General features: G+C 40.3%; 17 protein-coding genes and 1 pseudogene. 10 read left to right on the top strand and 8 right to left on the bottom strand.

Annotation, left to right across the window (positions count from 1 at the left end):
- Positions 1–75 precede the first annotated feature (75 nt).
- A pseudogene (locus FTU65_RS16555) lies at positions 76–168 on the bottom strand (hypothetical protein); the annotation flags it as partial.
- Between the two features lie 75 nt (positions 169–243).
- A complete protein-coding gene (locus FTU65_RS12220) occupies positions 244–945 on the bottom strand; it encodes an SIMPL domain-containing protein (RefSeq protein ID WP_180004920.1) in 702 nt (233 codons plus the stop codon).
- A 492-nt stretch (positions 946–1,437) separates the two neighbouring features.
- Between FTU65_RS12220 and FTU65_RS12215 the strand changes: the two genes are divergently transcribed.
- Both FTU65_RS12215 and FTU65_RS12210 read left to right on the top strand, forming a co-directional pair.
- Entirely contained in the window at positions 1,438–2,811 is a 1,374-nt protein-coding gene (locus FTU65_RS12215; RefSeq protein ID WP_180004919.1) for a diaminobutyrate--2-oxoglutarate transaminase, read from the top strand.
- Between the two features lie 2 nt (positions 2,812–2,813).
- Positions 2,814–4,346: an aspartate aminotransferase family protein gene (locus FTU65_RS12210; protein ID WP_180007695.1), complete on the top strand. Its 1,533-nt coding sequence runs from the start codon at positions 2,814–2,816 to the stop codon at positions 4,344–4,346.
- Positions 4,347–4,708: 362 nt separating this feature from the next.
- Here the strand turns inward: FTU65_RS12210 and FTU65_RS12205 are convergent, their stop codons facing one another.
- The gene (locus FTU65_RS12205; RefSeq protein ID WP_180010419.1) at positions 4,709–5,761 is read right to left on the bottom strand and encodes a Rieske 2Fe-2S domain-containing protein; all 1,053 of its coding nucleotides are present in this window, start codon (positions 5,759–5,761) and stop codon (positions 4,709–4,711) included.
- Positions 5,762–6,169: 408 nt separating this feature from the next.
- On the opposite strand from FTU65_RS12205, the gene FTU65_RS12200 reads away from it, so the two are divergent.
- The 6 genes from FTU65_RS12200 to FTU65_RS12175 all read left to right on the top strand — a co-directional run bounded on the left by FTU65_RS12200 (position 6,170) and on the right by FTU65_RS12175 (position 12,685).
- Entirely contained in the window at positions 6,170–7,198 is a 1,029-nt protein-coding gene (locus tag FTU65_RS12200; protein WP_373683468.1) for a substrate-binding domain-containing protein, read from the top strand.
- A 98-nt stretch (positions 7,199–7,296) separates the two neighbouring features.
- The gene (pstC, locus tag FTU65_RS12195) at positions 7,297–8,676 is read left to right on the top strand and encodes a phosphate ABC transporter permease subunit PstC (RefSeq protein ID WP_180010418.1); all 1,380 of its coding nucleotides are present in this window, start codon (positions 7,297–7,299) and stop codon (positions 8,674–8,676) included.
- The gene (gene pstA, locus FTU65_RS12190) at positions 8,673–10,064 is read left to right on the top strand and encodes a phosphate ABC transporter permease PstA (RefSeq protein ID WP_180065638.1); all 1,392 of its coding nucleotides are present in this window, start codon (positions 8,673–8,675) and stop codon (positions 10,062–10,064) included. Before pstC ends, pstA begins: the two co-directional genes overlap by 4 nt.
- Positions 10,065–10,077: 13 nt before the next feature.
- Entirely contained in the window at positions 10,078–11,001 is a 924-nt protein-coding gene (gene pstB / locus FTU65_RS12185; RefSeq protein WP_218949716.1) for a phosphate ABC transporter ATP-binding protein PstB, read from the top strand.
- 190 nt (positions 11,002–11,191) lie between these two features.
- Complete coding sequence (sohB, locus tag FTU65_RS12180) at positions 11,192–12,154, top strand: protease SohB (protein ID WP_078190186.1); 963 nt, start codon at positions 11,192–11,194, stop codon at positions 12,152–12,154.
- Positions 12,155–12,259: 105 nt separating this feature from the next.
- Entirely contained in the window at positions 12,260–12,685 is a 426-nt protein-coding gene (locus FTU65_RS12175) for a hypothetical protein (protein ID WP_257222996.1), read from the top strand.
- Positions 12,686–13,049: 364 nt separating this feature from the next.
- Here FTU65_RS12175 and FTU65_RS12170 read toward each other — a convergent pair whose 3' ends face one another.
- Positions 13,050–13,715, bottom strand: a complete 666-nt coding sequence (locus FTU65_RS12170) for a DUF2238 domain-containing protein (RefSeq protein ID WP_180004911.1) — start codon at positions 13,713–13,715, stop codon at positions 13,050–13,052.
- A 406-nt stretch (positions 13,716–14,121) separates the two neighbouring features.
- Between FTU65_RS12170 and FTU65_RS12165 the strand changes: the two genes are divergently transcribed.
- Complete coding sequence (locus FTU65_RS12165; protein ID WP_180010416.1) at positions 14,122–14,781, top strand: IS1595 family transposase; 660 nt, start codon at positions 14,122–14,124, stop codon at positions 14,779–14,781.
- Positions 14,782–15,074: 293 nt separating this feature from the next.
- Here the strand turns inward: FTU65_RS12165 and purB are convergent, their stop codons facing one another.
- From purB to FTU65_RS12145, 4 genes are read right to left on the bottom strand one after another with little or no spacing between them, the layout of a single operon-like run.
- Positions 15,075–16,463, bottom strand: a complete 1,389-nt coding sequence (purB, locus tag FTU65_RS12160; protein WP_180010415.1) for an adenylosuccinate lyase — start codon at positions 16,461–16,463, stop codon at positions 15,075–15,077.
- Between the two features lie 56 nt (positions 16,464–16,519).
- On the bottom strand, positions 16,520–17,251 hold the full coding sequence (hflD, locus tag FTU65_RS12155) for a high frequency lysogenization protein HflD (protein ID WP_078190181.1): 732 nt from the start codon (positions 17,249–17,251) through the stop codon (positions 16,520–16,522).
- A 12-nt stretch (positions 17,252–17,263) separates the two neighbouring features.
- On the bottom strand, positions 17,264–18,400 hold the full coding sequence (mnmA, locus tag FTU65_RS12150; protein ID WP_168379207.1) for a tRNA 2-thiouridine(34) synthase MnmA: 1,137 nt from the start codon (positions 18,398–18,400) through the stop codon (positions 17,264–17,266).
- Positions 18,401–18,404: 4 nt separating this feature from the next.
- Positions 18,405–18,890 carry an NUDIX hydrolase gene (locus tag FTU65_RS12145; protein WP_180010414.1) on the bottom strand — a complete coding sequence of 162 codons (486 nt, stop codon included), beginning with the start codon at positions 18,888–18,890 and terminating at the stop codon, positions 18,405–18,407.
- A gap of 181 nt (positions 18,891–19,071) precedes the next feature.
- On the opposite strand from FTU65_RS12145, the gene FTU65_RS12140 reads away from it, so the two are divergent.
- Positions 19,072–19,458 (top strand): hypothetical protein, encoded by a 387-nt coding sequence (locus tag FTU65_RS12140; RefSeq protein WP_180010413.1) that lies wholly within the window; start codon positions 19,072–19,074, stop codon positions 19,456–19,458.
- Positions 19,459–19,702 lie beyond the last annotated feature (244 nt).

Here is a 19,702-nt window from a genome sequence, read left to right as displayed (position 1 = left end):
ATGAATATATGGATGTCCATATGTATTGTTCAATAAAAATCCCACACTTGGTGGGATTTTTATATTTAGATCAGTTTAAAAGTCGAATGAAGTTTGTAAAAAGAAAGTACGTGGCTGACCAATATATTTACCACCTGTTGCATCTGATGAACGGGTGAAATACTGTTTGGTTTAAATAAAGATTAGATGGAATTTATAGTCAAAAAAACCGCGCTAAAGCACGGTTTCTTGAAATATACTTAATTATTTAAACTGGATGGTACCGTTGGCATTTACCGTGATTTTAGATTCGCCACCTGCCATTTCTTGCTCAGGAATAGCATCAGCTGCCGCAGCTTTCATCATCGCCATACGCGGAACTGGCTGACCACCATAATTGCTGGTATTTAAATTAATATTAACCAAGTTGTAGCCTGATTTATTCCATGCCTGAGCGAGCGCTTGGGCACGTTGTTGAAAGTTTTTGGATACTTCAACCATCAGTTCATTTTCAACTTTTTTACGCTGTGCATCTGACACACTAAAGCTGATGGACTGAGTTTGGAAATTTTGTTGTAACTCGCTTACCAACTGGCTAGCTGCTTTAAAATTTGTACTTTCTAAACGCACTTCGGCACGACCACGCCATTCTTTCAATTTACGACTGTCATTGTCATAAATCGGGTAGGTGCTTTGAGATCCCGTTTCGATTTTTACCGCAGGGTATTTACGGGCTGTGTTCACCGCTTGGGTCATCAATTGGTTGATTTGGGTAGCAAGTTCAGCCGGTTGTTTATTTGATTTTTCAATATATAAAACGGCATACATTTGGTCGTTCGACACTTGGCGAGTAGCATCCGCCTGAATGTTCACGATGTTGTAATTGAGTGGGTCGGCTGCTTGAGTTGCTGCTGCCAAACCTAGACCGGATGCTAATAAAACAGTAGATAAGATAATTTTACGCATTGTTATGACCTATTCTTCTTTCAGAATGACTAATTTAGCTTATGCTCTTATCTTAAAATCTTAAAAGGGGATTGTGATGGATTAAAGGAAAATCTGTGGTGGGATTGTAAATCTTTCAAGAAAAATAAATGCATTGCTTGATGAATATTGCTTCAAATAATCAATACTTAATTGCGTAAATGTTTGAAGATTACAATAATCATTCATAAATTGTAAAAAAGCATAAAATAAAAAGGTTTTCTTTGTTTTGTCACACTGTAAGATGATAATTCAGGTTATCCATGGCATAGATCTGTTTTTTCTCTCAATTATCTTTTTATTTGATCATAAAAGTGATTTATTTTATTGAAAAAGTCTGTATCATCCGCCGTCTAGTTAGCCATTACACAAAGAGCTCTTAAAACTAACTAGAAACTCATAAAGCACCGAGTCAAAGGACCGCAAGTCACCCGACTTATTTCTTTCAACCCATATCAGAGATGGTAATTCGATATGAGCGTTTCTTCTGTAAACCCTGCCACTAATTCTACTAACGAATACTATTTGACTCGCCAAAGCCAGATGGAATCCAATGTTCGTAGCTATCCGCGTAAACTTCCACTTGCGATAGCAAAAGCTTTAGGTTGTTGGGTTACCGATGTTGAAGGTACAGAGTACCTCGATTGTTTAGCTGGGGCAGGAACATTGGCATTAGGCCATAATCATCCTGCGGTAATTCAAAGTATCCAAGATACACTTGCAAGTGGCCTCCCATTGCATACTTTGGATTTAACAACGCCTTTAAAAGATGCTTTTACTGAAGCACTACTTGAGCAATTACCTGGTGGTAAAGAAGAGTATTGTCTACAGTTCTGTGGCCCGTCTGGTGCAGATGGTACAGAAGCAGCAATTAAATTAGCAAAAACTTACACTGGTCGTAGTTCAGTAATCAGCTTCTCAGGTGGTTACCATGGTATGACTCACGGTTCTTTAGCAATGACAGGTAACTTGTCTGCTAAAAATGCTGTGAACGGCTTAATGCCGGGTGTTCAATTTATGCCGTATCCGCATGAATACCGTTGCCCATTAGGCATTGGTGGTGAAGCGGGTGTAGACGCATTAACGTATTATTTCGAAAACTTCATTGAAGACGTAGAAAGCGGTGTAACAAAACCTGCAGCTGTAATCTTGGAAGCAATCCAAGGTGAAGGCGGTGTGGTGACTGCACCTGTAAAATGGTTAAAGAAAATCCGAGAAGTGACTGAAAAGCACAACATCGTGTTGATTCTTGATGAAGTACAAGCGGGCTTTGCACGTTCAGGTAAAATGTTTGCCTTTGAACATGCAGGTATTGAGCCAGACGTCGTTGTAATGTCTAAAGCAGTTGGTGGTAGCTTACCACTTGCAGTATTGGGTATTAAACGTAAGTTTGACGCATGGCAACCAGCGGGTCACACGGGTACATTCCGTGGTAACCAACTTGCTATGGGTACTGGTCTTGCAACAATAAAAACCATCAAAGAGCAAAATCTTGCGCAAAACGCACAAGAACGTGGTGATTTCTTACAAGCTGAATTGAAAAAATTAGCTGTAGAATTCCCATGTATCGGTAATGTACGTGGTCGTGGCTTGATGATTGGTGTTGAAATTGTTGATGAGCGTCAAAAAGCAGATCACATGGGTTCTTTACCAGGTGATTCTCAATTGGCAGCAGCAATTCAAGCAGCATGTTTCAACAACAAATTGTTGTTAGAAAAAGGTGGTCGTAACGGTACAGTCATTCGTTTACTTTGCCCATTGATCATCAATCAAGCTGAATGTATTGAGGTGATCGTTCGCTTCAAGAAAGCACTTGCTGAAGCACTTGTTGCAACTCGAGGCGCGTAATAATGGTTGATTTTGCAGAACATCGTAAAGCGTTATTCTGCAATGATGCACAATCCATTGCTGACTACCAGTCAGCAATGGGCGAAGCGGTAAAAGCCGTTTCTGCATGGTTGCAAAATGACAAAATGTACACCGGCGGTAGTATTAAAGAGCTTCGTAGTGCAATTGCATTCAATCCTTCTAAAGAAGGTATGGGTGTACAAAAATCACTAGACCGTATGGTTGAGCTGTTCTTAAACAAAAGTTTAAAGGTGCATCATCCTCATTCACTCGCGCATTTACACTGTCCAACAATGGTCACTAGCCAAATTGCGGAAGTGTTAATTAACGCGACAAACCAATCTATGGACTCATGGGATCAAAGCCCTGCAGGTTCATTGATGGAAGTTCAGTTAATTGACTGGCTTCGCCAAAAAGTTGGCTATGGTGCAGGTCAAGCAGGTGTATTCACCTCTGGCGGTACGCAGTCTAACTTAATGGGTGTTTTGCTTGCACGTGATGCATGTATTGCTAAAAACTGGAAAGACGAAAACGGTAGACCGTGGTCTGTTCAGCGTGACGGCGTACCTGCGGAAGCAATGCGTAACGTCAAAGTGATCTGTTCTGAAAACGCACACTTCTCTGTGCAAAAGAACATGGCCATGATGGGTATGGGCTTCCAATCTGTAGTGACTGTTCCTGTAGATGCAAATGCACGCATGGACATGGATGCACTTGAGAAAACCATGGCGCACCTTCAAGCTGAAGGTAAAATCGTCGCATGTGTAGTTGCAACTGCGGGTACAACCGATGCAGGCGCAATTGACCCATTGAAAGAAGTTCGTGCAATCACCAACAAATATGGCGCGTGGATGCATATCGACGCAGCATGGGGTGGTGCTTTAATTTTATCGAATGATTACCGTGATATGTTAGACGGTATTGAACTGTCTGACTCGGTAACGCTTGATTTCCATAAGCATTACTTCCAAACGATTTCATGTGGTGCGTTCTTGCTGAAAGATGAAGCGAACTATCGTTTCATGCATTATGAAGCTGAGTACTTAAACTCTGCTTATGATGAAGAGCATGGGGTTCCTAACTTGGTGTCTAAGTCACTACAAACAACTCGCCGTTTTGACGCGTTGAAATTGTGGATGACGGTTGAAGCGCTAGGTGAAGAGCTTTATGGTTCGATGATCGACCATGGTGTAGGTCTAACACGTGATGTTGCAGATTATATCAATGCAACTGACGGTCTAGAAATGCTGGTTGATCCGCAATTTGCATCGGTATTGTTCCGTGTAGTGCCAGCAGGCTACCCAGCTGAATTGTTAGATACATTGAACCAAAACGTAGCAGACGAATTGTTTGCACGTGGTGAAGCGAATATTGGTGTAACTAAAGTAGGTCAGGTTCAATCTTTGAAAATGACGACTTTAAGCCCAGTAGCGACTTTAGACAACGTGAAGAATTTGCTTGCTCTGGTGCTTGCAGAAGCTGACCGTATCAAAGGCCCAATCGCTGACGGTACATATACACCTGCAATTGACTAATTGTCATTTTGTAGTTGTAGAAGAAGGAGCTCATTTGAGCTCCTTTTTTTTGTTTTAAATGAAAAGGCGCTTAATTTATTACATGGCCACAATTTTTCATTGAGTGATGATAGTTTACTGTGTAGGCAGATTTTTACTTTGACGGATCAAAGTAACTAAAATCCTTCTCAGGGAAAAGGTACATCCATGTGACCATTACCTTATAGTGACATCCCTGTCGCCAGTCGCGATATTCATTGATGTTTATCATTTGATGAATGAGATACCACTTAATATTTATAACCAATAGAAGGCTTGTAAAGGAGTTTCCCTCTCCTTGTAGGAGAGGGTTAGGGTGAGGTGAATGCAATACGATATTGATGTTATGCCGCAAATAATGGACTAAAACCTTTCTTACGCAGCAGTTTGCGGTACATACTCGAACTGCGGTCCGCAGGGAAATGCGCTTCGATGCTTAAATCTAAGGGTAAATATTCAGGCTTTTGCGATTCAGAGACTAAACGGTCTTCTTCAAATATTTTCAGGTTAAAGTCATAAGCATCTTCGACAGGTAAGTCTTTGTCATAATTGCGGCAAATGGGAGCAAATAGACGGGTGGAGCGGGCAGTCATGGGGGATGCCGCATTCATAATCACTTGCTTGCTGTCGTTTGGAAAATGTATGGTGAGCGTTGCAGTAAAGGGTAGATGAATCTCAAAATGCCGTAGCCATTCAAAGCCATCTTGTCCTCGTTGTTCTAATCCAATTGGGTAGCGCCCAACACTGCTCCAATAGTCTGCATTAAAGCCAGTTGCTGTTTCCGTGGTTTTATAGTCAGGCACTTCTACATTTTCAGGGTCGCCAAAGGTATCAGGATGTACCCAAGCAAAATGCGCGACATCAATAAAGCCTTCAAGCTGACGGCCTGCAAAACATTGAAAATCGACCGTTGGGCACACCAATTGCTGAAACTCGGCTTCATCCCAATATGGCATGACTGGAATGTTTGGCGCAGCATCTTTAGTGGCAGTGAGCGAACACCATATCAGTCCATAACGCTCAACAGCGGCATAAGTACGTAAGTTAAAGCGAGGTGAAATTTTGTGCTCAGGATGTGCAGGGATGCGGTTGCAATGACCGTGTTCACCAAAGCGTAAGCCATGATAGCGGCAGACTATCCCTAGACCATCATTTTTACCTAAGCTGAGTGGGACGCCGCGGTGAGGGCAGGCATCTTTAGCGACAATCAGTTCTTCTCCCATTTTATAAATGACGAGCGGCATATCTAAAAGCATGGTGCCATAAGGCTGTTCTGTAATGTCTCGAGCGAGTGCAATGGGATACCAAAATTCTGCAAGTAAGTGCCAGTCATGTTCTTCAAAAGTCATATGCACAGGCAAGTCCGGATTAAATGTCGCAATGGCTTTACTGGTCATTTTAGGCTCTGTTTTTATGTAAACTTGCATATTGAGCGAACTAAAAATGTAATGAAATTTCAATTATTGGAATATGAGTGAATAAAAAATCGAACATGCAAATGTGCATCATTCAGAAAAAGAGGAGAATTTGAAAAAAGAAAATAAGACAAAATATGACAGTGACATGAATTCTTACGAATATCAAAGTAGAAATAAATAAGACCAATACTTTGATAAATTTCATTACGTATTGAAAAATAAAGAATTATATTTAAATCAATGTGCAATCATCAATTATCATAAAAGCGTCATAAAGATGTAACCTAACTGTCATACTCTAAAATCAAAATGCGTATATCGAAAAAGTACAAGACTTTATTAGAAAGTGGCGTACTCCAATAAATGCATCAATAAAGAGAGATGAGAATGCGCTTAAATCATATCGCACTTGCTATGGTACTCACTACTGGGGCAACAGTCGCTACAACTGCAAATGCAGCTCGTGACACGATCCAAATTGCTGGTTCTTCAACTGTACTGCCTTATGCAAGTATTGTTGCAGAAGAATTTGGTAATACATTCCCACAATTTAAAGCACCTGTCGTAGGTTCAGGTGGTACTTCAGGCGGTTTGAAACAGTTCTGTAACGGTGTTGGCGACAACACAATTGACGTTGCAAATGCCTCACGTCAAATTAAGGATACTGAATTAGCTGCATGTAAAAAAGCAGGTGTTAACCAAATTTTAGAAATCAAAGTTGGTTATGATGGTATCGTATTTGCTTCAAATGCGAAAAAAGCAGCATTTAAACTTCGTCCACAACACGTGTATGCCGCTTTGGCTGCTGAATTACCATCTCAAGGCAAGATGGTTAAAAACCCATATACGCGTTGGAATCAAATTGACCCGACATTACCAAACGAAGCAATCACTTTAGTTATTCCTGCATCAAACCATGGTACACGTGAAGTATTCCAAGAAAAAATGGTAGAAGCAGGTTGTGAGACGTACTCAGCGATCAAAGCTTTAGATAAAGATGCTCAGAAAAAAGCATGCTCAACTTTCCGTAAAGATGGTCGTGTGATTGAAATTGCGGGCGACTATACAGAAACATTGGCACGCTTGAAAACGTCTCCTAATGCAGTAGGTGTATTCGGTCTAGGTTTCTATGACCAAAACCGTGACAAGCTACGTGTAGCAACAGTGAATAATGTAGCGCCGTCTGAGAAGACAATTTTAAATGGTTCATACCCAGTATCTCGTCCATTGTTCTTCTACGTTAAAGGCGAGCACTTAAAATCAATTAAAGGCTTAAAAGAGTTCACAGAATTCTTCCTAAGTAAAAAAGTATCAGGTAAAGGTTCTAAGCTAGAAAAAGCAGGCTTAATTTCAATGTCTGACAAAGAACGTGCTGCGGTACTTGCAAACTTCAAAGCGGGTAAGGCTGTTAAATAAAGTATGGAAATAGCCAATGGCAGGGTCGACCTGCCATTGGCTTTTTGCAAAGAAACAGTTTTTTCAAGAAGGGCTTTTGAAAAAACAGTGGAGATTACATGAATCTGCTACTTATTGGTGTGTTGCTCGCAATTATTGCAATCGCTTATCAAGTTGGACTGACTAAAAGTCGCAAACTTGCAGGTAAAGGCAATAACTCAGCAATGTTGCATTCACGACCGGGCTATTATGGTGTTTTGGTCGCTTTATGGTGTGGGATTCCCGCTTTTTTAATCTTGATTGTTTGGAACTTGGTTGAACCGAGTATTTTTCAACACGTTATTTTAAATAATGTCCCTGAAAATATTCGTTTAAGTTTAGATCCTGCAAGCACGAGCGTAATGGTTGACCGCGTTCAAGCGATTGCTTCTGGTTTTGGGGTAAGTGATACGCCAGCTGCATATGAACTTGCAGCAGCAGAACAGTTAAAGAAAATTGAAAACATCGGCTCATATGCAAAATTGGCCGTTGTGATTTGTGCGGCATTGATTGGTTTAGTCATGGCTAAACGCCGCATCGCAGAAAAATATCGTGCACGAAACCAAGTTGAAAAAGTTTTAAATGTGGCATTGGCACTATGTTCAGGCGTGGCGATTTTGACCACTGTCGGCATCGTAATGTCGATGTTTAGTGAAGCAATGCGCTTCTTTAGTTTTGTTAATCCACTCGATTTCTTCTTTGGTACTGAATGGAACCCAGGTTTTAGTACTTCGGGAAGTGCAGAAGGCAGCTACGGCTTATTACCTTTATTGTGGGGTACGCTCATGGTGAGTGGTATTGCGCTATTGGTTGCTGTTCCTGTTGGTTTGATGATTGCTATTTACTTAGCTGAATATGCCAAGCCAAGTTTCCGTGCTTGGGCAAAACCGGCCATTGAAGTTCTCGCAGGTATTCCAACCATCGTTTACGGTGTATTTGCCTTAATGATTATTGGACCCTTTGCAAAACAGCTCGGTGCATATATTGGACTTGATATTAATGCAACCAGTGCTTTAACAGCGGGCTTTGTGATGGGGATTATGATTATCCCATTCGTTTCATCATTATCTGACGACATCATTACCCAAGTCCCTCGCGCGCTTCGTGACGGTTCACTCGGTTTGGGTGCTACAAAATCAGAAACCATTCGCCAAGTAGTGATTCCAGCTGCATTGCCGGGCATCATCGGTGCATTCTTATTGGCAGCATCTCGTGCGATTGGCGAAACCATGATTGTGGTGCTTGCAGCAGGCAACAGTCCTTTACTGCATATCAACCCACTCGAAGCGGTATCTACAGTCACCATTACCATCGTAAACCAATTAACAGGTGATACAGACTTTGCGAGTCCTCAAGCATTGGTCGCTTTTGCACTCGGTTTAACACTGTTTGTGATTACTTTAGGTCTGAATATTGTTGCACTGTACATTGTGCGTAAATACCGTGAGCAATACGAATGAGTACGACGAATACATCAAATATGGATCAAAATTTTGATCCGCACGCAGCCGCAGAGCTTCGTGAAAAACGTAAGAAAATCATTGAAAACTCATTGGCAAAAAGACACCGTAAAGAAAATACCTTCCGTGTCTTGGGCTTTAGTGCAGTAGTGACTGGCTTATTGTTCGTCGTGCTATTGTTTGGCAGTATTTTAGCCAAAGGCTTACCAGCATTCTGGCAAAGCTCGATGACGGTGCCTGTGTTTTTTGATCCAAGCATTGTCAATATAGGTGCGAAACCGGTTCAAAAAGAAGGTGAATCTCCTGCACAGTTCCAAGAGCGTTATATTGCTTGGCAAACAGAAATGGGCATGGTGGATTGGGATGCGCTGATTGTGAATGGGATCATTGCAAAAGATCCAGCGATTGCCTCTCAACGTGATGATCTCAACAGTTTATATACCAGTTCAGAAGCTTATCGCTTACGAGACATGGTTATGGTAGATCCTTCATTGATCGGTCAAAAACAAGATTTAAAAATCCTTGCAGATGCCAATGTCGATGTCTGGTTAGCCGGTAATATTGACCGTAGCTTGCCTGATGAACAGCAGCAATTAAGTCCGGAACTGCGTCAACTCGCAGATAAACTTAAAGCTGACGGTGTGATATCTAACTCATTTAATACTGAAATATTTAAAAATCCAGACTCTCGTAGCTCACCTGCAACTTCAGGTTTAGCAGGGGCGTTTATGGGTTCACTCTTCATGATGCTGATTGTGATCATTATTTCGATTCCAATCGGTGTAGCATCCGCAATTTACTTAGAAGAATTTGCACCTAAAAACTGGATTACCGATGTTGTCGAAGTCAACATTAACAACCTAGCAGCAGTTCCTTCGATTGTCTTTGGTTTGCTTGGTGCTGCGATCTTTATTGGTTGGATGCACATGCCGCTTTCGGCACCTGTGGTTGGTGGTTTAGTCTTAAGTTTGATGACACTACCAACGGTCATTATTACCACACGTGCTTCACTGAAAGCTGTACCGCCATCGATCCGCCAAGCCGCTTTAGGTTTGGGTGCATCACGTTTACAAACTGTATTTCACCATGTCTTGCCATTGGCATTACCGGGTATCTTAACTGGTGCCATTATTGGTGTTGCGCAAGCCTTAGGTGAAACTGCTCCATTATTATTGATTGGTATGAGTGCCTTTGTGGCAAGTGTACCAGCCACTCCTTTAGATCAATCCACTGCATTACCTGTACAAATTTTCCTTTGGCAAGGTAACGAACTACGTAACTTCTTTGAAGGGCGTACCGCAGCAGCAATCATTGTACTTCTTGCTCTCATGATCGGCTTAAACAGTTTAGCCATCTGGTTACGTAAGAAATTTGAAGTACGCTGGTAATTGAGGGCATTATATGAATAGCGTCGTTACAACAGAAAAGAATTCCTTAGATCAGGATAAGTCCGTGAATCCAGAACAAACACAATTTACCTCTGCTCAGGGCAGCCAAAAACAAACCAATACTGCGTTTGTATCACAATTCGATACGCAATCTAGCGCGAAAAAAGATGCGAAATCGACCAATGTGAAAATCAGTACCAATGATGTGCATGTGTACTATGGCGAATCTGAAGCGATCAAAGGCATTGATCTGAATATTTATGAAAATGAAGTGATTGCCTTTATTGGTCCGTCTGGTTGTGGTAAGTCAACTTTCCTACGTACGCTCAACCGTATGAATGACACGATTGATTCTTGTCGTGTGACAGGGCAAGTGCTCATGGATAATCAAGATATCTATGATCCAAATCTAGATGTGGTGTTACTGCGTGCCCAAGTGGGTATGGTTTTCCAAAAACCGAACCCATTTCCAAAGTCAATCTTTGATAATGTCGCTTATGGTCCAAAACTTCATGGTTTGGCACGTGATAAATATGACATGGAAGAAATTGTAGAAAATAGTCTGCGTAAAGCAGGGCTTTGGGATGAAGTGAAAGATCGTTTGAGTCAACCAGGTACGGGACTTTCAGGTGGTCAGCAGCAGCGTCTATGTATTGCGCGAACCATTGCAGTCAGTCCTGAAGTAATTTTGATGGATGAACCTTGTTCAGCACTCGATCCGATTGCAACAGCAAAAGTAGAAGAACTCATCACTGAACTTTCAGCGCAATATACCATTGCGATTGTGACCCACTCGATGCAACAAGCAGCACGTGTATCTGACCGTACCGCATATTTCCATTTGGGTGATTTGATTGAAGTCAATTCCACTGAAAAAGTCTTTACCCAACCAGATCATCAGCTGACAGAAGCTTATATTACCGGTCGTTTTGGTTAATCTAGACTGTTTGAAAATAGAGCCGAAAGGCTCTTTTTTTATGGAGTAAATATTAAGGTAAAAAAGTCCTGATAGAAATAAAATGCTCAATTTGATTCAATGAGAATTATTTTCAAAAAATAGATTGAATTTTTGTGATGCAACCCACATGTTATACAACATAAATATGAATTAAATGAGTTTCAATTTTATGCTATTTCATAATCCCAAGTTGCCTGCGGAAATTCGTGTAAGTCACTTAAATGCACGTATTAATGAACAACGAAAAAAAATTGCGCAAACGACTGCATCTAAACTTGAGCTGCTGCAACTAAGCCAACAATTATCAAAAGAAGCGCGCGCACGTAAAAAGAATAACCAAAAAATTTATGTAATCGATTTTAATGGTGATACCGCTGCATCTGCGGTAACAAGTCTACGTGAAGAAATTACCCTGATTTTAGCGACAGCAAAAGCTGGGCGCGACCGTGTGGTTTTACGTTTAGAAAGTCCAGGCGGGATGGTGCATGGCTATGGTCTAGCTGCTGCACAATTGGTACGTTTACGTGATGCTGGATTTAACTTAACCATTTGTGTGGATAAAGTTGCTGCAAGCGGTGGCTATATGATGGCTTGCATTGCAAATGAAATCGTTTCAGCACCATTTGCTGTGGTGGGTTCGATTGGTGTGGTTGCACAAGTGCCGAACTTTAACCGTTTATTGAAAGAAAAGCATATCGATTTTGAACTGTATACTGCGGGTCAGTTTAAACGTACCGTAACGATGTTTGGTGAAAACACGGCTGAAGGTAAAGCCAAATTTGAAGAAGAGTTACAGCAAACCCATAACTTATTTAAACACTTTGTTGAAAAATATCGTCCTCAGCTTAATGTCGATAAAGTTGCAACAGGTGAGCATTGGTATGGGCAAGATGCCATTGATCTTAATCTAGTCGATAAATTGCAAACGTCAGATGAATATCTGTTAAGTCTTATGCCACAACATGATGTATATATGATTGAAACCCGCAAAAAGCCAACACTTGGTGAGAAGTTGGGCTTACAAGCAGCACAAATTGCGGACTCATTGGTTCCTGCAGTCATGTCTAAAGTGATGGAGTCATTGAGTAAAGCAAATTCGAGTCTCGTGCAGTTGCGTGATCCAAAACTCTAAAATTGTTTTGTTATGAAGTATTTAAAGCCCACCTTGGTGGGCTTTTTTTTATGCTAAATGATGCTGCTGTGATAGATTGCGTTGCGTTCATAGATATTGATGATAATGATGTCTAATTTTCTGTTTATTTTAGGTGGTGTCATTTGCCTAATGGTTTGGCCTTGGATTTATCTGCTGCATTTTCACAGTACGCAAACATCTGTGCTGAAACAGTATGCTGCGCTGTTTTGCCCAGCAGCAACGCTGTTGGCAGGCTATTTTTATTATTCATCACTACAGACAGATGTCCGCTCCAAAGCATGCGGCACTATTGTGAGTTATCAGCGTTATATGAGCAGTGGCAATAAAAATAAAAGACAACCTTTTGAACGGGTTGAAATTTTAGTGAATCATGCAAAATATACACGGCATTTACGTATAGCAAATGAGCTGCAAAAACAGCCAGCGGGCGCAAACGTTTGTTTTGAATATTATGACCGAAAATTGAACCCGCATATGACAGATTCAATCTTAACTCAATGGACTGCTTAAATATTTAACTGATGTTACGCAGTAACACCAGAAGTGCAATTTGATTCAAATAAAACAACGATACGCGGTAACGTCATCCGCAAGTGTTTGAGACAGGGCTGCTTCTAATCAAAAATTTTTTTGCGATACTTTGAATACGTAGACGCGAGCGAACGAGTTTTGCGGTGAGGAGCATTGCTCCGCAAGATGGTTTCCTTGCGAAGCTTCGCTTCTCATTTTGCCGAATGAGAAACATCGTTTCGTAAAAGTACCTCCAGCCGAAGGCTAATCCCGTTATTCAATTCCTAGATGTAAGACTCCGTCGAATAGACTTAAAAATCATTTTTAAAATGAGAAATTACTTCTAGGTGCGTAACATCAGTATTTAAGATAAAAAATATTCAGGCTTTTGTTTAGCGTTATTCAACAAATTTGATGTCATTAAACAAATACCACCAGTGATCATCGCACCAAGTGTTGCGAGCAGCATATCTTTATGCGCATCCCAAATATCACCTTGTTGCCCATTATAATTTTCAGCTTCTTCTGGTGATAAGCCAATGGCAATCAGCCATTCGATCCATTCATAAAATAAACTGGTCGCCATGACGAATTGTACGACCAATAAAAAGAGTGTTCCGGCTTTTAATTGTGGTAGCCAGATTTGAAATATGCGATAAAAGAACGGATAGAGCAGCAATCCATAGGCAAGGTGTACAAGCCGATCATACATATTCCGAGACCATCCCATGCTTTGGTCAAGGTTGAAACCGAAGAGAGCTTGTGTCCATTCAGAATAAGGCACATAAGAATATAAATAATGGGCACCGATGACATGAATCAGTAAAAAGCCAAGATACAGGCAAACAGTTGCGAAACTTAGCCCTATTTTATAGAGGAAAACGAGCAGCACGATCAGCATAAACGCTGTGCCAATTTGATGGAGTATATACGCTTCCATTTCTAAAGGTTGGATACTGGCGATCGCAATAGCAAGAGTTAATAACGCAAAAGCTAAGATGTGCTTAAGTTTTAATTTGAAATCAATCATGAAAAGGCAAAGCTCAAATTTTTTATCGGTGTGCAATGTTTATAATTCGCGGCAAGTATAGCCATAATGCGATGAAAGGTGTTAGTTCGCCGGCGTTAGAATTTGTGCATTATTTTTTCAAATGTCATCAGCTAGCTACTAGGGATAAGTATTTTCAAAAAGATTGTATTAAACTCAGATGTATATCGAAGTTTATATATTTGGAAATGACTATAACCGTTGTTGAGGCATTTATTGCGACTCAAAATTGTTATTTTAACTATGAGTTTGAATAACTTTATTTAACAGATGATTTTCCAGAAGAGCTCTCAGTGTCTTTGCGCGGCATGATGTTTCGCCATGAAATTCAGTATCCTGATGCCATATTTATATTTGGGGCTGTACTAGATTAGCACTATGTTAATCGATGAAAATGAAGCTAACTAACTGTAAATTAAATAAGAAAACTCAATTAAAACTACTAGAGTTTTTCGTGCTAGGAGTGACTGCAAGAGCTGCTGCTGATTTATTAAAAATTCATCATAATTCAGCAGCACTTTTCTTTACTAAGATTCGTAAAATTATTTCTTATCATTTAGAAGTTGAAGCCTTTGAAATATTCGATGGTGAGATTGAATTAGATGAAAGCTATTTCGGCGGAACCCGTAAAGGGAAACGAGGACGTGGAGCTGCTGACAAAGTTATCGTATTTGGTCTATTGAAGCGAAATGGTAAAGTTTATACTGTTGTTGTTCCTGATACTAAGTCTGGTACTTTAATGCCTGTAATTTCTAAGAAAATCACACCAGATAGCATTGTTTATACAGATCAATGGGTAGCTACAATGCTTTGGATGTTGCAGGTTTTTGCCACCATAGAGTTAACCATTCAACTCATTTCGCAAATGGGAAAAATCATATCAATGGAATTGAGAATTTTTTGGAATCAAGCGAAAAGAATATTGAGAAAATATAATGGTATTCCTAAAGAATCTTTTCGCTTGTTTCTAAAGGAATGTGAGTTTAGATTTAATTATGGCAGTCCAAGTCAACAGTTAAAAACTTTGCGAGTTTGGACTGGAATTTAAATCTTATCTAGTACAGCCCCTTATATTTATTACTCAGATGTTTTAACAGGCTGTGAATTACAACGAATGAAAGATGATTGGGCGAAATATTGCCCTGCGGAATAAAATTTACTTCTAAATTTTCACTCTCCTTATAGGAGATGAGAATCCGCAGAATATATTCTGAGTTCGCAAGGGAGAGATGGATAGTCTCATCTCCGTGCGGCGCACGTTCCTCATGCCAAAGTGAGAAGGAGTATATAGGTGGAAATAAAAAACGAGGCATGAAGCCTCGTTTTTTGATCTATCTAAAATTAGATTTTAGAAATAAGATCTTTAATGTTTGCCGCTTGAGTTGATGCATTACCTGTATAAGTTGCAGGTGTCATTGTCGCAAGACGCGCACGGTCAGCAGCAGGAACAGCTTCAAGCTCATTACCATTTACGAAATCAACCATCATGTCACGAGTCATTGCTTGACCACGAGTTAGGGCTTTAAGTTTTTCGTATGGTTTTTCAACTGCATAACGACGCATAACAGTTTGAATCGGTTCAGCAAGTACTTCTTGCGCATGGTCAAGGTCTTCTAGAATACGTTGAGCATTCAATTCAAGTTTACCAATACCTTTAGAGCAAGCTTCAAATGCGATCAAACTTTGTGCAAAACCAACGCCCATGTTACGAAGAACAGTTGAGTCAGTTAAGTCACGCTGCCAGCGAGATACAGGAAGTTTTTCGCCTAAATGCGCAAGTACTGCATTTGCAATACCCAAGTTACCTTCAGAGTTTTCGAAGTCAATTGGGTTTACTTTATGCGGCATAGTTGAAGAACCAACTTCACCTTCTTTCAAACGTTGTTTGAAGAAACCAAGTGAGATGTAGCCCCAAACGTCACGGTTAAAGTCGATCAAGATGGTGTTGAAACGACGTAGCGCATCAAAAAGTTCCGCCATGTAGTCATGTGGTTCGATTTGAGTGGTGTACGGGTTGAATTCTAAACCTAATGATTCAACAAATGCTTGTGAATGAGCAGGCCAGTTAATTTCAGGGTAAGCAGAGTAGTGCGCGTTGTAGTTACCTACAGCACCATTGATTTTACCAAGTAATTCAACTTGTTTGAATTGTTTGATTTGACGTGCAAGGCGGTAAGCCACGTTCGCCATTTCTTTACCCAAAGTTGTTGGGCTTGCAGTTTGACCATGTGTACGAGACAACATTGGTTGTTCAGCGTGTTGTTCAGCCAAAGCAACGATTGAATCGATGATTTGCTGCATTGCTGCAACTAAAACTTCACGGCCATTTTTAAGCATTAAAGCATGAGACAAGTTGTTGATGTCTTCAGATGTACATGCAAAGTGAATGAATTCGCCAGCATTTTTAAGCTCATCAATATGCGCGATTTGCTCTTTTAAGAAGTACTCAACTGCTTTTACGTCATGGTTAGTTGTACGTTCAATTTCTTTAATGCGGTTTGCATTGTCTTCAGAGAAGTTCGCAACAATTGCATCAAGTGCAGCGTTAGTTTCAGCACTGAACGCTGGAACTTCAGTGATTTCAGGACGGTTTGCAAGCGCTTGTAACCAACGCACTTCAACAGTCACACGAGCATGGATTAAACCAAACTCAGAGAGGAAGGGACGTAGAGCATCACATTTGCTTGCGTAACGTCCATCTAATGGAGAAAGTGCGGTTAAAGCGTTCATAGCGATTCCTTTAATTTTGGAATTAAACGTAAAACAAAAAGCCTGTACTGCATCAGTTAAACCACCTGATACTGTAAACGGGCAAGATCTTGAATATCTTGTAGTAGCTTGCGCTTACTGAAAATCATACCCCATGAGCTACCACCGAGCTGACGCCATAAATGTGCCATTTGTAAGCCGGTAAATAAGGTGGCGCGAATGCGATTGGTATGAGAGGTGTCTTTAAATGCTTCGGCATTACCACGAACCATAATACGTGGATTAATTTGGCCAGCAGTTTCAATATAGGTTTGCGCTAAATTGGCAATGATACTTGGATGTAAATAATTATTATCAAAAAAGGAAAGCTGTCTTAGAATTTTTTGTTGGGATTGTTCGATGATTTCGACAAATTTAGGATTGCTATAGACTTTCTTTTCTAACTGCAATAACGCCATCGCATACGTCATGGGTAGCTTAGTATTGGCAAGTTTAGGAAGTCTAGATTTGGGAGATGTATTGAAGGGTTGAGTAATGCTACTTTCTAAGGTTTTTAATCCCAGCGAAATATCCGCCAAGCCACTAAAAAAATCAAGCGTCTGACTAGACTGATTCGACTTAGGACGGATATTTAAACTGGCTTTAATGAGATGTTCAAAATAAAAGTTACCGCTTTCCCCGATACTCTGTTGCCCAGTCAATGCAGTCATGTGGGTCAGCTGTGTCGCTTGAAAAACAGCAGCTAACGCCAATGCACGATTTTGGCGAGTATTCAGAGTCTGAGGCTGTTGAAACGGTAACTCTGTCATCCGAAACAATCCTTATTCAATAAAATCCGGTTTAGGCGCATTGGTATGATGAATCACACCACCCCCTAAACAAACTTCACCGGTGTAGAACACCACACTTTGACCCGGTGTAACAGCACGTTGTGGCTCATCGAATTCGACACGCACACCATTTGGCGCTGTAGGGTCTTTAAATATTGTACAGTCTTGGTCAGGCTGACGATAGCGAGTTTTCGCTGTGCAGCGGAAGCCTGATTCAGGAATCTCTTGTTCACCAGCCACCCAATCAATCGCTTCAGACCATAAAATGGTGCTTTGCATGAGTGGATGTTCATGACCTTGACCAACGACTAGGCGATTACCTTCGATATCTTTATGCAGTACAAACCAAGCGCCTTCTTCAGCACCTTTTAGACCACCAAGACCGATGCCACCACGTTGGCCGAGCGTATAGTACATTAAGCCGTGATGTTCACCAACCTCTTTACCCGTGTCTAGGACGATTTTTCCGGGTTGAGCAGGTAAATATTGCTTTAAGAAGTCATTAAATCGACGTTCGCCAATAAAGCAAATTCCTGTTGAATCTTTTTTCTTCGCGGTGATTAGACCTAATTCTTCAGCGATTTTACGCACTTGTGGTTTTTCAATTTCACCCACAGGGAACAAAGTTTTGTTAATTTCACGACCATGCACTGCATGTAGGAAATAGGTTTGGTCTTTGTTGTTGTCTAGACCACGCAGTAGAGGTGCATACTCTTCACCACGTGAATTTTTTAGCGTTTCACCACGGCGGCAATAGTGGCCTGTCGCAATAAAGTCAGCACCTAAGTTGACAGCATGGTCTAGAAATGCGCGGAATTTAATTTCTTTGTTGCAGAGAATATCTGGGTTTGGTGTACGACCTGCGGCATATTCTTCTAAGAAATGCTCAAAGACACGGTCCCAATATTCCATCGCAAAGTTTGCGGTATGAAGTTTGATACCAATTTTGTCACAAACGGCTTGAGCATCGGCAAGATCTTCCATTGCCGTACAGTATTCCGTGCCGTCATCTTCTTCCCAGTTTTTCATGAAAAGACCTTCAACTTGATAACCTTGTTGAAGTAAAAGTGCTGCAGATACAGAAGAATCTACACCACCAGACATACCGACGATGACACGTTGTTGCATAGGATTAAGCATCCAAATTTGAAATTAAGGGAGAATTTTGGTGCTCGTAAATGAGCGATAAAGGAAATTTTTGACCTGAAAGAGCATCTTGCACTGCTTTAATCACTAATGGACTGCGCGCACGGGCAGACTCAATGAGTTCATCAAGCGTCATCCATACTGCACCGACAATACCTGTGTCTAACTGTGCATCGGAATGGTACTGAATGTCCTTAGCTAAGAAACAGAAACGGAAATAAGTACGATCAGGGAACATCGGAGGAGTATAAGTATACATGCCTAGGAGGTTCGTGATTTCTACATCATGACCTGTTTCTTCCATGGTTTCTCGAATGGCGGCTTCAATAATGGTTTCGCCAGCTTCAACATGACCTGCAGGTTGATTAAATACAGTATGGGTCACACCTTCTGTATGTTCTTCAACAAATAGGAATTTTCCGTCTTTTTCAACGACTGTAGCAACAGTGACATGAGCAGTCCAAGCGGTCATAGAAAAGCACCATGGGGTAAAAACGCTATTCTACAAAATTTAGGGAGCGGTGGCTATGATTGATTTTTTTCTTAATTTCCTTGAGATGCGTTTCAATATTGAAGTAAGAAGAACGTGGAGGAATCTTGTAAGATAAATCCATTGTACATATCTTCACACTGAAAATTATTTTGAGAATTAGATGAAAATACTAAGTTTATTTATATTTGTTATGTTAATGGTTAGTTGTACTGCAAAAAGCGGTGCTGATGAAAATTTGTTGCTTGTAGATGATGCAATTCTCGACGTTAAACAAACGCTGCCAAAGAAAAATAATGCATATACAGTTTGGAAAGATATATACAGAGATGGTGCAACTATTAAATTAATATATCAGATGGATAATTATACATTTCCAAAAGATAAAATATATTTGTTAGAAGAATATGCAAAATCAGATTCTGTAAAGAATGTTATTTGCAAATCTTTATTAGAAACATTTGGTTGGGATTATTCTGTAGAGTCAATTACATATGATATGAGTGATACAGTTATATTTTCTTTTGTTTATAGTAAGAAAAATTGTTAAATAAATAAAAGTGTATTGTTTTATTAGTTAGTGAAATTATAGTTTTAGCTCAGTACTAACCGAGTTGTTAGAGATTTAACATTACTGCTTTTCAAAACTACTTGCTTAATAAAGTAGTAATAGATCTCTTTCATAAATCAAAAAACGATCTTCTTTTTGGTTAATATTTGCACTCCGGATTTCTTAGCATTCGTGCATAATCTGCGGATGAAATACATCGATTCAAACAAGCTTTCTGATCCTC

The organism is Acinetobacter sp. YH12129 (assembly GCF_013418685.1).
GTDB classification, from domain to species: Bacteria; Pseudomonadota; Gammaproteobacteria; order Pseudomonadales; family Moraxellaceae; genus Acinetobacter; species Acinetobacter amyesii.
The sequence above is the reverse complement of the archived record's forward strand: the minus strand, read 5'-3'. Positions and strand labels throughout refer to the sequence as shown.

Coding starts and splice junctions, on each gene's coding strand:
- purB (WP_180010415.1), bottom strand. CDS start 16,463: ATGAACGCTTTAACCGCACTTTCTCCATTAGATGGACGTTACGCAAGC.
- mnmA (WP_168379207.1), bottom strand. CDS start 18,400: ATGCAACAACGTGTCATCGTCGGTATGTCTGGTGGTGTAGATTCTTCT.
- FTU65_RS12165 (WP_180010416.1), top strand. CDS start 14,122: ATGAAAATGAAGCTAACTAACTGTAAATTAAATAAGAAAACTCAATTA.
- pstB (WP_218949716.1), top strand. CDS start 10,078: ATGAATAGCGTCGTTACAACAGAAAAGAATTCCTTAGATCAGGATAAG.
- FTU65_RS12170 (WP_180004911.1), bottom strand. CDS start 13,715: ATGATTGATTTCAAATTAAAACTTAAGCACATCTTAGCTTTTGCGTTA.
- FTU65_RS12210 (WP_180007695.1), top strand. CDS start 2,814: ATGGTTGATTTTGCAGAACATCGTAAAGCGTTATTCTGCAATGATGCA.
- sohB (WP_078190186.1), top strand. CDS start 11,192: ATGCTATTTCATAATCCCAAGTTGCCTGCGGAAATTCGTGTAAGTCAC.
- FTU65_RS12200 (WP_373683468.1), top strand. CDS start 6,170: ATGCGCTTAAATCATATCGCACTTGCTATGGTACTCACTACTGGGGCA.
- pstC (WP_180010418.1), top strand. CDS start 7,297: ATGAATCTGCTACTTATTGGTGTGTTGCTCGCAATTATTGCAATCGCT.
- FTU65_RS12220 (WP_180004920.1), bottom strand. CDS start 945: ATGCGTAAAATTATCTTATCTACTGTTTTATTAGCATCCGGTCTAGGT.
- FTU65_RS12215 (WP_180004919.1), top strand. CDS start 1,438: ATGAGCGTTTCTTCTGTAAACCCTGCCACTAATTCTACTAACGAATAC.
- hflD (WP_078190181.1), bottom strand. CDS start 17,251: ATGACAGAGTTACCGTTTCAACAGCCTCAGACTCTGAATACTCGCCAA.
- FTU65_RS12145 (WP_180010414.1), bottom strand. CDS start 18,890: ATGACCGCTTGGACTGCTCATGTCACTGTTGCTACAGTCGTTGAAAAA.
- FTU65_RS12175 (WP_257222996.1), top strand. CDS start 12,260: ATGATGTCTAATTTTCTGTTTATTTTAGGTGGTGTCATTTGCCTAATG.
- FTU65_RS12205 (WP_180010419.1), bottom strand. CDS start 5,761: ATGACCAGTAAAGCCATTGCGACATTTAATCCGGACTTGCCTGTGCAT.
- FTU65_RS12140 (WP_180010413.1), top strand. CDS start 19,072: ATGAAAATACTAAGTTTATTTATATTTGTTATGTTAATGGTTAGTTGT.
- pstA (WP_180065638.1), top strand. CDS start 8,673: ATGAGTACGACGAATACATCAAATATGGATCAAAATTTTGATCCGCAC.